Annotated in this window: 14 protein-coding genes and 1 riboswitch; of the genes, 7 read left to right on the top strand and 7 right to left on the bottom strand. The window is 43.6% G+C overall.

The window, feature by feature from the left end:
* Positions 1 to 93: 93 nt before the first annotated feature.
* The 5 genes from H6G92_RS13695 (at position 94) to H6G92_RS13675 (ending at position 5,809) form a co-directional block, all read left to right on the top strand.
* Entirely contained in the window at positions 94 to 1,695 is a 1,602-nt protein-coding gene (locus H6G92_RS13695; protein WP_190894229.1) for a bifunctional pantoate--beta-alanine ligase/(d)CMP kinase, read from the top strand.
* A 641-nt stretch (positions 1,696 to 2,336) separates the two neighbouring features.
* Positions 2,337 to 2,939: a superoxide dismutase [Fe] gene (locus H6G92_RS13690; RefSeq protein WP_190894228.1), complete on the top strand. Its 603-nt coding sequence runs from the start codon at positions 2,337 to 2,339 to the stop codon at positions 2,937 to 2,939.
* 266 nt (positions 2,940 to 3,205) lie between these two features.
* A complete protein-coding gene (locus H6G92_RS13685; RefSeq protein WP_190894227.1) occupies positions 3,206 to 3,412 on the top strand; it encodes a hypothetical protein in 207 nt (68 codons plus the stop codon).
* 98 nt (positions 3,413 to 3,510) lie between these two features.
* On the top strand, positions 3,511 to 4,647 hold the full coding sequence (locus tag H6G92_RS13680; RefSeq protein ID WP_190894226.1) for an AIR synthase related protein: 1,137 nt from the start codon (positions 3,511 to 3,513) through the stop codon (positions 4,645 to 4,647).
* 475 nt (positions 4,648 to 5,122) lie between these two features.
* A complete protein-coding gene (locus tag H6G92_RS13675; RefSeq protein ID WP_190894225.1) occupies positions 5,123 to 5,809 on the top strand; it encodes a PHP domain-containing protein in 687 nt (228 codons plus the stop codon).
* Between the two features lie 85 nt (positions 5,810 to 5,894).
* Here H6G92_RS13675 and H6G92_RS13670 read toward each other — a convergent pair whose 3' ends face one another.
* The 6 genes from H6G92_RS13670 to H6G92_RS13645 all read right to left on the bottom strand — a co-directional run bounded on the left by H6G92_RS13670 (position 5,895) and on the right by H6G92_RS13645 (position 10,469).
* The gene (locus H6G92_RS13670) at positions 5,895 to 6,599 is read right to left on the bottom strand and encodes a precorrin-2 C(20)-methyltransferase (protein WP_190894224.1); all 705 of its coding nucleotides are present in this window, start codon (positions 6,597 to 6,599) and stop codon (positions 5,895 to 5,897) included.
* Positions 6,600 to 6,601: 2 nt separating this feature from the next.
* Positions 6,602 to 7,228 carry a precorrin-8X methylmutase gene (locus tag H6G92_RS13665; protein WP_190894223.1) on the bottom strand — a complete coding sequence of 209 codons (627 nt, stop codon included), beginning with the start codon at positions 7,226 to 7,228 and terminating at the stop codon, positions 6,602 to 6,604.
* Positions 7,229 to 7,276: 48 nt separating this feature from the next.
* A complete protein-coding gene (cobG, locus tag H6G92_RS13660) occupies positions 7,277 to 8,923 on the bottom strand; it encodes a precorrin-3B synthase (protein WP_190894222.1) in 1,647 nt (548 codons plus the stop codon).
* Positions 8,910 to 8,999, bottom strand: a riboswitch (adenosylcobalamin-variant (AdoCbl-variant) riboswitch). Its footprint overlaps the gene before it by 14 nt.
* 128 nt (positions 9,000 to 9,127) lie before the next feature.
* Entirely contained in the window at positions 9,128 to 9,544 is a 417-nt protein-coding gene (locus H6G92_RS13655; RefSeq protein WP_190894221.1) for a universal stress protein, read from the bottom strand.
* Entirely contained in the window at positions 9,541 to 9,837 is a 297-nt protein-coding gene (locus H6G92_RS13650) for a DUF7734 family protein (protein ID WP_190894220.1), read from the bottom strand. The genes H6G92_RS13655 and H6G92_RS13650 overlap by 4 nt, the downstream gene beginning before the upstream one ends.
* 35 nt (positions 9,838 to 9,872) lie before the next feature.
* Positions 9,873 to 10,469 (bottom strand): DUF3177 family protein, encoded by a 597-nt coding sequence (locus H6G92_RS13645; protein WP_190894219.1) that lies wholly within the window; start codon positions 10,467 to 10,469, stop codon positions 9,873 to 9,875.
* Between the two features lie 251 nt (positions 10,470 to 10,720).
* Between H6G92_RS13645 and H6G92_RS13640 the strand changes: the two genes are divergently transcribed.
* A complete protein-coding gene (locus tag H6G92_RS13640) occupies positions 10,721 to 10,894 on the top strand; it encodes a hypothetical protein (protein ID WP_190971437.1) in 174 nt (57 codons plus the stop codon).
* 461 nt (positions 10,895 to 11,355) lie between these two features.
* Here the strand turns inward: H6G92_RS13640 and H6G92_RS13635 are convergent, their stop codons facing one another.
* Positions 11,356 to 11,601 (bottom strand): Calvin cycle protein CP12, encoded by a 246-nt coding sequence (locus tag H6G92_RS13635; RefSeq protein WP_190894217.1) that lies wholly within the window; start codon positions 11,599 to 11,601, stop codon positions 11,356 to 11,358.
* A gap of 369 nt (positions 11,602 to 11,970) precedes the next feature.
* Between H6G92_RS13635 and H6G92_RS13630 the strand changes: the two genes are divergently transcribed.
* Positions 11,971 to 13,206, top strand: a complete 1,236-nt coding sequence (locus H6G92_RS13630; protein ID WP_190894216.1) for an FIST signal transduction protein — start codon at positions 11,971 to 11,973, stop codon at positions 13,204 to 13,206.
* Positions 13,207 to 13,493 lie beyond the last annotated feature (287 nt).

The raw sequence follows: 13,493 nt of genomic DNA, 5'->3' as shown, positions 1-13,493 counted from the left end.
GTATCACTTAATTCCCCTAGTTCAATCATCTCTTCCCTCTATTTCAGATATAAACTAACGGGGGAGGGATCGATAAGAACTAGGGGTATTTTTGTGCGCCTGCTGACAACAGTGGCAGCTTTACGCTGCTATTTAACTAAACACTGCTCAGAAAAGAAGCTAATTGCGGTTACTGAGGATCTGAGACTAGATGAGATGGCTGGCTGGTATCAGACGGCAGTCGGTCTGGTGCCAACAATGGGGAATTTGCATCAGGGTCATTTAAGCTTGATCCAACGGGCGCGACAAGAAAATTCTACGGTGATTGTGAGTATTTTCGTCAATCCCTTGCAATTTGCTCCTAATGAGGATTATCAACGCTATCCCCGCACTTTAGAGCAAGACCAAAAACTTTGTGAACAAGCTGGGGTAGATGCCATTTTTGCACCAACTCCTGAAGAGATGGCAGTTCCCCAGAAGAGTATACAAGAATCAAAGGTTACACAAGTTATCCCCCCATCTGCTATGATAACAGGCTTGTGTGGTCGTTCTCGGCTAGGTCACTTTCAGGGTGTCGCTACGATTGTGACCAAACTTTTCAACTTGGTACAGCCTGACCGTGCCTACTTTGGTCAAAAGGATGGTCAGCAACTGGCAATTATTAAACGCTTAGTAGCTGACTTAAATTTGCCAGTAGAAATTGTTGCTTGTCCAACAGTGCGGGAAGCGTCGGGTCTTGCCTTCAGTTCTCGTAATCAATATTTGACTGCAACAGCAAAAGAGCAAGCAGCGGCATTATATCGCGGCTTACGACGAGCTGAAGCTGCATTCATTGCAGGCGATCGCAATAGCAACAAGTTGATAGCAGTGGTACAGCAAGAAGTGGCTATAGTCAGCACGATTTTAGTGGAATATATTGAATTGGTTGAACCGACTACGTTGATGTCTTTAGAAAAAGTTGAGGAGGAAGGAATGTTGGCGATCGCAGCTCGTCTTGGGTCTACACGTTTGATTGACAATATTATATTGCGCGATCGTCAACCCATTATTGCCATTGATGGCCCAGCCGGGGCTGGGAAATCCACAGTGGCGCGTCAAGTCGCAGCAAACCTAGGTTTAGTGTATTTAGATACAGGAGCAATGTACCGGGCTGTTACTTGGTTAGTACTGCAAAAGGGCATTCCCTTTGATGATGAGTGTGCGATCGCTGAATTAACTAACCAGTGTAAAATTGAACTTACTCCTACTCAGGATTTACAATCGAGTGTGCGTGTTTGGATTGACGGTACTGATGTTACCCAGGCAATTCGCACGATTGAGGTAACATCTAAAGTATCTGCGATCGCCGCACAAAGCGCTGTCCGTCAAGCACTGGTTAAACAACAGCAAAATTGGGGTAAAAGAGGTGGTTTAGTGGCTGAAGGTCGTGACATCGGTACTCACGTTTTCCCTGATGCCGAAGTGAAAATCTTCTTAACTGCTTCTGTGAGTGAACGCGCCCGTCGCCGCCAGGAAGACTTTAACAAACAAGGTCAACCCGAAGTGAGTTTAGAGCAGCTGGAACGAGATATTGCCGAACGTGACTGGAAAGATAGTACACGCAAAGTTTCTCCTTTGCAAAAAGCTGCCGATGCGATCGAAGTTCAGACCGATGGCCTGAGTATTTCTGAAGTCACAGCACAAATTGTTGATTACTACCAGCAGCGTTTATCTTAGTGGTAATCACCGCTATTTGCTGTTAGTTTTTTAGTTCAAAAGGGTGGTAAATGAGTAATTATTCACTTACCATCCTTAAAACTGCACCCACCAGAAACAGCCCAGAAACAAAATAAATAATTTTCAAATTTTAGTCTCGTATTCTAAATTTTAGATTTTTTCAGTACTTAATCATCACGCTTTCGACTGATACCTCACATCTCAATTAATCTTGCTACAGATAGAAGCCAGAAAGCTTTAATTCCTAAATGCTAAGTAAAAAGCAGTTTTTGCTGGAGGTAGAAGGACGGCAGTTAATCCACCTGGGGAAACCTCAAGATGCTACCACCTCCAGAAGCTAAAACCTGCTCAGGAAGATGATTTCAGTGGTTGGCATTTTACGTTTAATTATGCCTACTTAATTACTTATTGGTCTTTAAGCTAGGAAATATTAGCCATTTTTATTTATAGTCATTATTTACTAGCGATTTGACTTATTGGACGAGTACTTTGTTTTTATCTTCACTTTGGTAGTAAAATGACGATGTTAAGTTTTATGTTTCATCATTAAAGACATAAAACCCCAAAAATAAAAGCTGTTAATTTCCTAAGCTTCTGTAATAGCTTAAAACTGGAAACCGGTAAAGAGAGGATTTGACACAATGGCATTTGTACAGCCCCCACTACCCTTCGACATTAATGCTTTAGAGCCACATGGCATGAAAGCTGAAACTTTCGAGTATCACTATGGCAAGCATCACAAAGCATATGTAGACAACCTCAACAAGCTCACTGAAGGTACAGAACTTGCTGATAAGTCTCTGGAAGAAGTGATCAAAACTTCCTTCAAAGATTCCTCTAAGGTGGGAATTTTCAACAATGCTGCCCAGGTTTGGAACCACACCTTCTTTTGGAATTCCTTGAAACCAGCCGGTGGCGGCGCACCTACTGGTGATCTCGCAGCCAAAATCGATAAAGATTTTGGTAGCTTCGACAAATTCAAGGAAGAGTTCTCTAACGCGGCTGCAACTCAATTCGGCAGTGGATGGTCTTGGTTGATTGATGATGGTGGGACGCTGAAGGTGATTAAAACACCAAATGCAGAAAATCCACTAGCTTATGGTCAGAAGGCACTCCTAACCTTAGATGTTTGGGAACACGCCTACTACATTGACTACAGAAACGCCCGTCCGGCGTTCATCAAGAATTTCCTAGAAAACTTGGTCAACTGGGACTTTGCTGCTGAAAACTTGGCCAAAGCTTAATTAATTGTCAGTTTTAAACTGGCTGCTATACATGTTAGCAAGCTGCTACCCTACCTTTTGGGAACAGTAAAGTTAAATGTGTATACATGGCTTGTGCCAGACTATGTAAAGTAGAAACAATCAGTTAATTTACAAAAGTTGAAGCAGAAAGCCCAGCAAGAAAAGGGAGAAATTCTTTTTAATTTCTCCCTTTTCCATTCTTCAGTGGCGGTATGGGCAATCACTTGAATAAAAGTAGTTAAATGAAAATCAAAATATAAAACATTATGGATAGCAAAGAACTAGCACAATACATCGAAGCAACGAATAGCATCACTAAACCTTGGGTCTTGGTACAACTGCGCCTCCAGAAATTGCAAGAGCGTCGAGCTACTCTTACAAACGATGTCTATACCAAAGAATTAGAAGACATTTACAAAGACTTGATGAATTTGGGGGAATGGTGGCGTGGTATTGAAGATGAGGTATTTTAAAGTTAGGAGTTATGAGTTTTCCTAACTTTTAACTCTTGCACAGACGCAATTAATCGCGTCTCTCCTAACTTCTAACTTCTAACTTAAAACGTAACCTGATGGCTCAAGCTCTCGATCAAGTCGATTACGATACTCTCGATGCCGCAAAACGACGCTTCATCGATGCTGCAAAACGCACGCTTGGCTTTGCAAGCGCCTATGGCATCGTTCCCGCATCGGGTCTCGGAGCAAGTGCTAACGCTTTCAGCTTCAACCTTGCTCCATTTCTAGAGGCGGGAGCTAGAGAACTTTCTATGACACTTGTCCCGGAAGGACTGGGCACCGCAGACGATACTCGACCTGACGACCTTTCCGAAGAAGAGCTTCGACGCTTCTGGTGGAATATCGGTATCAAGATCATCTCGTGTCTTACGAATGATGCTGCAACATCAGGTATGCAGACTATACTTCTCGGTTTGTATCTGCCATCGAGTACTCCTGAAACGATATTTACCCCCGCGTTCCTTGATGGGTTTCTTGATGGAGTGGTTGAGGCGTGCAAACGAGTGGGGTGTGTGTACCTCTCAGGGGAAACTCCTCAACTAAAAACAAAGATGATTCCAGGTCGGCTCGACATCGCAGGTTCGGTTTTTGGGGTTATGCCGGCTGGTGTCGCTCCCATTGATAGCTCGCGTCTAGATGCCGGAAATACTATTGTTCTCGTCGAAAGTTCGGGGCCCCATGAGAACGGCTTTACCCCACTGCGAAAGCTTGCTGAGTCTCTTCCTGATGGCTACAGAACAAAACTTCCAAGTGGGCAGGAGTTCTGGGAAGCGATGAATGCCGCTTCGTATCTCTACACGCCGCTCGTGCAGGCGGTGCTCGGTGAGGGAATTCGTCCCACCGCAATGGAGAATATTACTGGCCATGGCTGGCAGAAGCTGATGCGGTCGGTGAAGCCGCTGCGGTACGTCATCGAAACGATGCTCCCGGTGCCGGAGATATTTACCTTTGCCGAGGGTCATCTTGAGGGCGGGGCAGCAATGATGCTTTCCGTGTTCAATTACGGAGCAGGATTTGCATTTTATACAGAGTCGATGCAGGATGCAGAGAGGATCGTTATCCTCGCAAGAGAACATCAGCTTTCGGCTGTGATTGCCGGAAAAGTTGAAGCGTCTCTTGCCCGCGAGGTTGTGGTAAAACCGCTTGGAATCACCTTGAAGGGAGATTCTTTTGGGATTGCGCGAGGGGTATAGTTAGCCGCAAGCGATCGCTAGTTTTCTTGGAGCTATTGTAGACAATTATCCATTTTCAATCACTGCGATGCCTGCGGTGGGCTACGCCTACGCTGAAGTAATTACTAGTTAGATAATTTTAGTGTAATTACCGTTATACACAGTATTTTTTACACGATATGTAAAGTCACATCTTAGGCTTGCTAGAGAAAATTACTCTCCTAAGCCTTTAAACATAAGCCATTTCACACAAATACTATAAGCATATTTATAAAATTTTATATGCAATATTTTTTACTACTTACATTTTAAGTAGTCCAAATTACCCATGACTACTGAGGTTAAGATTTGCTAACGTAGTCTTAACATATTGAAAAATTTGCTGAAAAAGCTGAGAAAGTAGCCACCAATACTAATTTACAGTGTTGGAGGTTTCTCATCTGTAGATAGGGCGTTTTAGTGTGTTAAAAATATATATTTTTATTCAGAGGGGGTTATGGCTGTAAATTTGGCCCGGACTACTGCTTCCACAGAACTTTTGAAGCAAGTATTCCAGAACATTGATGCACAAAGTTGTCCAAGGTTATTTAACTTTCATATGCACACTGTCTACTCGGATGGGAGGTTGCAGCCGATTGGATTGATGGAACAGGCGATCGCTATTGGTCTAAAAGGGTTAGCCATCACCGATCATCATGGTATTATCGGCTATCAAGCTGCACAATCTTGGTTAGAAGACTGGAAGTGGAGTAATCCTGGTGCAAGTACTCCTTACCTGTGGAGTGGCGTGGAAATTAATGCCAGCCTTTTGGATATAGAAGTTCACATTTTGGCTTACGCTTTTACACCAGAACACCCTAGCATGAAGCCTTATCTCCAAAGAAGGCCGACTATAGGCCAAGAATATCAGGCAAGTAACGTGATTGCCGCTGTTCATGAAGCTGGGGGATTGGCAGTTCTGGCTCATCCGGCTCGTTACAAGCGATCGCATTTTGACTTAATTCCAGCTGCGGCCCAAAAGGGTATCGATGGTGTGGAAACTTTCTACGCCTACAATAACCCTAACCCTTGGCAACCCAGCGTATTGGAATCAGAACAAGTGCAAAAGTTGGCTGATGAATACTTTCTTTTCAATACCTGTGGTACTGATACCCACGGTTTGAGCCTGCTACAACGTTTGTAAAGATGAATCAATTTTTTTGAACTCTCCTGGTTCAATCTGCCAGGAGGTTATTCTATTTTCGATTTTCGATGAATTTATCAAAGGACTATAGCCGATTCTTGGTGGGAATCACAATCATCGAGAAATAGGGTACTTCGGCTGGATCAACTTCATCTAAGGGTACGATGCGTTGCTGTGAAGTTGATGCCCGCTCAATATATCTTGCCCGTGATGCTAGCCCTAATTTATGCAGGATATCTCGTACTTTGGTAAAATGACGACCCAACTTCATAATTGCAGCGGCATCAGTCATCAGCAGATGTGTAGTCAGTTCTTCTGCGGGTAATGGGGCGGGTAGCACCGTGAGGATATCGGTATAGTAGGTGAACGGGACACCCAAGGCTACTGGACAAGCCATCAGCGAGGAAACTCCAGGGACAACTTCTGTTTCGTACTGGTCACATAACCGCGTGAACAGGTACATGAAGGAACCATAGAAAAATGGATCACCTTCACACAGCACCACGACATCTCGACCGGCTGCTAAATGGTCGGCGATTGGTTCAATTTCCTTGTCATAAATATACTTTGCCTTTTCTGGCTCCAAAGCGCGGGGGAGGTGAAATAGCACCTCGATTTGATTGCCAGGAAGATATTGCGCCACGATCGCTCTAGCAATACTTCCTTTATCTGTTGCTGATTGATAGGCTACCACAGGGGCCGCACGTAATAACCGCAACGCTTTCAGAGTCAATAGTTCGGGATCGCCTGGGCCGACACCAATTCCATAAAGACGACCTTTGGTTTTCATATTCATTCTTCCTCCGTTGCCAGGGCGTTAACTGCTGCGGCTGCGATCGCACTTCCACCACGCCGACCATGTAAGGTCAAAAATGGTACATTTCTGCTATCTGCTGCTAGTGCTGCTTTCGATTCTGCTGCACCGACAAACCCAACTGGAAAGCCTAAGATAATAGCAGGTTTAGCCGCTCCTTCATCGAGCATTTCTAACAGCCTAAACAGTGCTGTGGGCGCATTGCCAATTGCGATCACTGATCCTTCCAGGTGCGATCGCCATAATTCTAAAGCTGCCGCCGACCTTGTAGTATTTAGACGCTGGGCAATTTCTGGCACTTCCGGCTCATTGAGGGTACAAATAACTTGATTGTTTGCAGATAACCTTCGCCTGGTAACGCCATCGGCAACCATCCGACAATCGCACAGAATCGGCGCTCCCTGTGCTAGTGCTTCCCTTGCGGATTGCACCGCTGTCGGGGAATATGCCAAGTCAGGAATAATATCCGTCATCCCACAGGCATGAATGAGACGCACAGTGACTTTTGCTACATCTGGTGGCAGCACATCTAGGTTTGCTTCTGACCGGATGATTGCAAAGGAATTACGGTAAATTTCGTTGGCATCTCGGATGTAGTCGGGCATTAAATTTGGGATTTTAAATTTGGGATTGACCAATGAAAATCGAAAGACTCAGATTCCCGACTTTTCCAATAACTTGGGAATCTTGTTGTTCACGAATGATTTAGGAATAATTTTAAATAAATCCTGTAATTGGGCGATCGCATATCGATTAGCAAATTTCCCAAAGGACTCATCAGAATTTAGGCGTTGATTTTTATATACATATAGCATCCGCTCTATGAATGCAGGTAGTTCGGTAAAAGTTACATATTGATATATTTCACGTCCGAATTTCTGCTTGCTGTCACCAACATAAATGTGATAACCCTCCACAGTTCCATTGTCAGCCTCAATGCTGACACCGAGCAGAGTAATATCACTTTTGCTATGCTGGGCACAGGATTTTTCGCAGCCGCTGAAGTGGATATTAACAGGGCAATCCAGAATGACGCGAGTTTCAAGATACTCTGCTAATGCCAATGCATGATCCTTGGTGTTCGTAGCAGAAGCAGCACAACCCTTTTTTCCAGAACAGGCAACTAATGCACTCTTGATGTTGGTTGCTGAGAAATCTAATCCTAAGCAAGCAATTTCTCGCTGGACATCGCCAAACCATTGCTGAGGAATATCAGTTAGCAACAAATTTTGCCAAGGGGTTAGCCTGAGAGTTCCACTGCCGTATTTTGCTGCTAAATCTGCTAAACCCCGCATCTGTCTACTCTCCAATCGCCCAAGGGGCAAGACAACACCAAGGTAAAATAAGCCTTTTTGACGTTGGGGATGGATGCCAATATGCTGATAGCTAGCATTTGACCTCTCTCCCAAACCCTCTCCTTGCAAAAGAGGAGAGAATTTCTCCCCCTTCCTTTGCAGGGAAGGGGGTTGGGGGGTTAGGTCATTTCTTGCTTCACTGCGTAAAAGAGGGAAAGGTAGACGCTGCTGAACTTCCTGGAGATAATTTTCACAACCCAAAGTATTCAATAACTCTAAGAGCCGTAGCCGACGCTTACTTGTAGTATTACTATGAACTAGATAGACATCCGCCAAAGCTGCCAAGACGGGCAAACATTCCTCTGGTGGTAACAATATTCCCATATCGCTGGGCGGTTGACCCTTTGTCCCTACACTGAGAGAGAGGCGGAAGTAAACATCACTGTTAACTAAGACAGCAGCAAATAGGATATCATTCAAGCGATCGCACACCCGAATTATCCCACCACCATCAAAGCAAACGCTAAATTTTGCTGACAGTCCCGAAAGGGCCGGATGTGCAGCAATATAATGCTCCCAACCTTGGACAAAAGGGCGAGTGTCGATTAATTCTTGCGGGTCGATACCAGCAGTAGGGCTGGTCATAATATTACGAATATGGTCTACAACAGGATTGTGAGAACCGAGTCCTATACTCTGTAAATACTTTAGAACTTCAGTATTTATCCCATTGTGGATTTCGCGGACTTGTAAATTAGCTCGATTAGTCACATCCAGATAGCCGCCACCGTGCTGTTCTGCTATATCTGCGATCGCACGGCACTGCTGACTACTAATAATTCCACCTGGTATTCTAATGCGAGATAATATACCATCTGCGGCGGGTGTAGCATAAAACAAGCCAGGACAAGTGGCAAATCCAGAAAGCAAACTTGGAACTCCTTCCCCGTGCAACGCAGGGAGTAGACGCTGAGTGTGGATTGAGGACATCTTGAGGGTTGGCATTCTGACTTGGGTGATCCCATCACAGCTGCGGCACAGTCCCGGAATTTCACCGGAGTTTCCCAACTCCAAGCTTTAGTAATTTAGCACAAGAAGGTAGTCAGAAAATTTAATGCTTCATAAATTTTGCCATTTGTAAGCTGTAACTAGCAGATTGCTTCATCAGTTGGATCTGCGATCGCTAGACATTACAATATAACAATTGAGCTATTCAAAAACATAATTTTGAGCCACTTTCCAATAGCGCGAGAACCGCTTCAGGTCAATATAGCCATCATATTCAAAAAATGGTTCTACCTCAAGCACGTCCACTGCTATAGAACCCTTTATTTGATTGCAGATATCATCAAACCGGGGACTGGGACTGTTGGCTGCGACCACTAAATTCGCATCATGTTCTTTAGCAAAAGCTAAAATTTCTTGTGCCACATTACCGCGACGGATAACAACGGGTAACTCTAGCAAGCATTCGTATATGAAGGTGAGACGTTTGATACTCAGTTTCCATTCATCTATCAAAGCCTCGTCCCAAACCCAGATAGCTGGGACATCGGGATATTTTTGCAGTACAGGGTTGTATGGACTAAGGCAATCTCCATGTATCCAAACAATCGGTTTATTCATACTCCCATTTCTGATAATAAAGCTTCCATAGCTTCCCAAGAAAGTCCTTGTTGAACATAACGGGGTGCTTCAGGATTATAAGGACTGGCTACTCGGTCAATGTTGAGGATGTTTGCTCCATCTGGCAAAACTGGTACATCTGCATCAAATGCCGTAGGGCGCATCAAAGAACTGGAAAAGCCTTTGAAAACAGCAATGGTATCTTGCTCATCAGCAATTTCCACCGTTACAAGTAGGACTTCTTGGGGGCGTTTAGCGGTGTATTGTTCCAGTCGCTTGCCAATGGAATTCATGTTTTTAAAATTAGAGGTACTGTGGGCAGCGAAGATTACTGTGGTGTGGCTGAACGTCCCTGCTTGCCCAGCTTAATCAGAACAAAATAGCTTAAGTAAAGCACATAAATTACTAAACTAGTTATGCCAAGAAAACCTAAGAAATCAGCCTTGCTATTAGCATGGAAATATTCTTTGAATAGCAACGGAGCTTCAAACCAGACACGGCAATAGGCGGTTTTTAGCAAATTGGCAGAAAAGGCACAACCTACAAACGGGATAAAGGCTAATGTACCCAAAATACAATAAACAGTTGTAGCCCAGCGCCAAGAGGTAAAAATCAATTTCAAAGAGCCACTAGTTTGATACTCAATTTCATCGTTAATATCCACCCAGAACCACAGCGAAATCGGGATCAAAATCTGAGCTATCAACCCAGAGATAAAGCTAACTGGATACTGGGCAATCATTAAGTAAATAGTTATTGCCACTAGGCTTGATACTCGCCAATATATAGCTAACAAGCGTTGTATGCCTTCTGCTTTTTGCACAAATGCCCAAATCAGGAGAATTAGCGGAATAATTACCAGGAATAATACTGCTAGCCGATAATCAATCCAGACGAAAGGGCGAAACCAAACGTTATAGTCCATAATTTTTCTCAAACGATAAATAAAACATTTTTAACCAAGAGCAAGTATCTATAACTGACAACCCTGTAAGCTATTAGCTAGCAAGTAGTCTATCTATATTACATAACAGTTTAATCAAAGTACAAAGCTTAGTGTCTAGCCTCAAGACTGTGCTCTAACTTCTTTGTACAAGTAAGTGGCTCCTCAATTCATTACTATTTCACGAAATTTATACTATAAACACGATTGTAGGGACATATAGAATGTCATACGTGTCAAAAACCCTTTTCAATCCTCGTTTCCAGCCTGAGGCTGAAAATGCTGCTCAATGCGGCTCTGCCGCCAGTAAGGAAGGCGACAGCCCCAACGAAGGGCATTCCCAGTCAGAGACTCTTGACGAGACAATCCTAAAAGCTGTTTCTAGAATCGTTTTTTTGTTAAATTGACACCAACAACATTCTATACACCTCTACAGCCAATTCATTTGTTGCAAAGATTTGTGCAAAAGGTATTACATAGTAAATTTTTTAATTTACTTTCCTCAATCTCTCTATTTAGCAAAAAAAACAAGCAACTCAAAGATCCTCAACTTAGATTTTGCACCTACCTGTAGTACCGCTAGGGAGTCTGTTAAAAACCCACCCAGCGGCTATATACTTGAATACTCCCGGACAAAAGCCCAATTGTTTTGGGTACAAAGGTTTCCTTTTAAGATAAAAACTCTCAAAGCTTAACCTTTATACATCCTTAACTCCAGATATTTCACCAATTTTTTGCCCGTTAGGGAAAAATATGAAAGAAGGAGAGGAAGATTTTAGGCGGGAGTGAGGTAAAAGTGCTAAATCTCAGTAAGTAAATCTTGGTTGCTTGCTGACCAAAGGGACAGAAAATTCACTTGTCTCAATATTTAGTCGTCGTAAACCCGGCATTCAATTGCATCTGGGTTGTCATCACAGTACTGTTCTAGAGAATTCTTTGGCTTGCTTTGGCGCTTGTGGGAAGCTTCGGCTTGCAATTCTTCTACTGCATCCCAAGCAGCAGCACACTCTGGTGAGCCGCTACCGCTAATGTCACAGACAGTACGCGCTTGCTCCACTTCTTCTTGGATTTTCTCTTGGATGTCGCTCTTTGCTGTTTCTTGGATGTTGGTCATTGCTTTAGTCTCGTTGTGTGTTGTTAATACTAGTATAGAAAAACTTCAGAAATGGCAGATTTTAGCTTGATTACTAACCATTCTAACCACTTAGCTAATAAGTTAGTATTTTAGCCTATTGATTTATAACCATTACAGTAAACTGCCGCATCTATAATGCATTCATCTTTATTTTTTAAGATTTTGTGGAATCGGTACCATAGATAAACAATCATACAATATATTTAGATGCATCTATTAGGAATGACAACCCCAACTTCTTGGGATAAAGGAGACAAAGGGCTGGTGTCAATTCTTGTAGGATGCAATTCTTCCCAAAATCAAAAATCAAAACTTACTAGCCTAAAAAGAAAAAGAAGTCCGAAACTCATGGCAGACCAAATGCAGTGGGCAAACGCCCTATCAACCCGTCATTCTTTGGAAGCAGCTGTTACAGATGTGGTGGAACGGGCTGTCTCATCATTAACAGCACCTGCGGATCTAGGACTGGTATTCATTTCGTCTGCTTTTACGAGTGAGTATTCCCGACTGTTACCCTTGTTAGCTGAGAAACTTTCTGTGCCTGTGCTAATTGGCTGTAGTGGTGGAGGTGTGATTGGGACTACAGTTAGCGGAGAAACCCAAGAATTGGAGGCTGAACCAGCTATTAGCTTGACTTTAGCACACCTTCCAGGAGTGAAGGTTCAAGTTTTTCATGTTGTTGCTGAAGAATTACCTGACTTAGACAGTTCACCAGATGCTTGGGTTGATTTGATCGGTGTGCCAGCATCACCAACACCCCAGTTCATTTTGCTGTCTAGTTCTTTCGCCTCTGGAATCAACGATTTGTTGCAGGGACTGGATTTTGCTTATCCAGGATCGGTGATAGTGGGGGGACAAGCTAGTGGTGGAGGGATGGGTGGTCGTGTTGCTCTTTTTTGTAATGATACTAAGGGCGAGGAATGCCAAAGTTTGTATCGTGAGGGCACTGTTGGTATAGCTTTGACTGGCAATATTGTTTTGGAAACGATTGTAGCCCAAGGATGCCGACCGATTGGAAAACCATTACAAGTTACAAAAGCCGATCGCAATATTATTTTAGAGTTAGATGAGAAAGTGCCTCTAGTGGTGTTGCGAGATTTGATTGCCAGTCTCAGCGAACACGAACGGACTTTAGCACAGCACTCTCTGTTTGTTGGTGTGGCGATGGATGAATTTAAGTTGGCTTTGCAACAGGGAGACTTTTTAATTCGTGGTATTCTTGGGGTCGATCCAACCGCTGGAGCGATCGCAATTGGCGATCGCGTCCGTCCTGGTCAAAGGCTGCAATTCCACCTACGCGATGCCCAAGCCTCTGCTGAAGACCTAGAATTACTCCTCCAAAGTTATCAACACCAACGAGAGTCTGAACCCTCTGCCGTAGCTGCCTTAATGTTTGCCTGTCTGGGGCGAGGTGAAGGGCTATATGGTAAACCAAATTTCGATTCTGAACTATTTCGACGCTACCTCAACGATATTCCTGTAGGCGGTTTTTTCTGTGGTGGTGAAATCGGCCCTGTTGGTGGCAGAACCTTCTTACATGCCTACACTTCAGCATTTGGAATTTGTCGCCAAAATCAGTTATGAATTAGACACCTGGCTCTTGAATTTATTAATCTGTCAATCAAATTTGAATTTTGAATTTTATTACAGACCTAACAAGAACAGCCCCTTTTTTAGAGCATAAATAGGTTCTTGGCAACTTTTGGTGATCATGAAAGGTTACGCGCTTTAAGGCAGAAGGCAGAGGGCAGTCCCAATGAAAAAATTTCATTACCATGAATGAAAATGTGGTAACTTCCAAGATAAGGCTGATACAAGCGAGGTTGTTTCCTTATTAGAGCACCAGAGCCTGAAGGGCAGTCTAACCTGGA

The sequence above is a fragment of the Nostoc foliaceum FACHB-393 genome, assembly GCF_014698505.1.
In the GTDB taxonomy this organism is placed as follows: Bacteria; Cyanobacteriota; Cyanobacteriia; order Cyanobacteriales; family Nostocaceae; genus Nostoc; species Nostoc foliaceum_A.
This window is presented reverse-complemented; position numbering and strand designations above follow the sequence as displayed.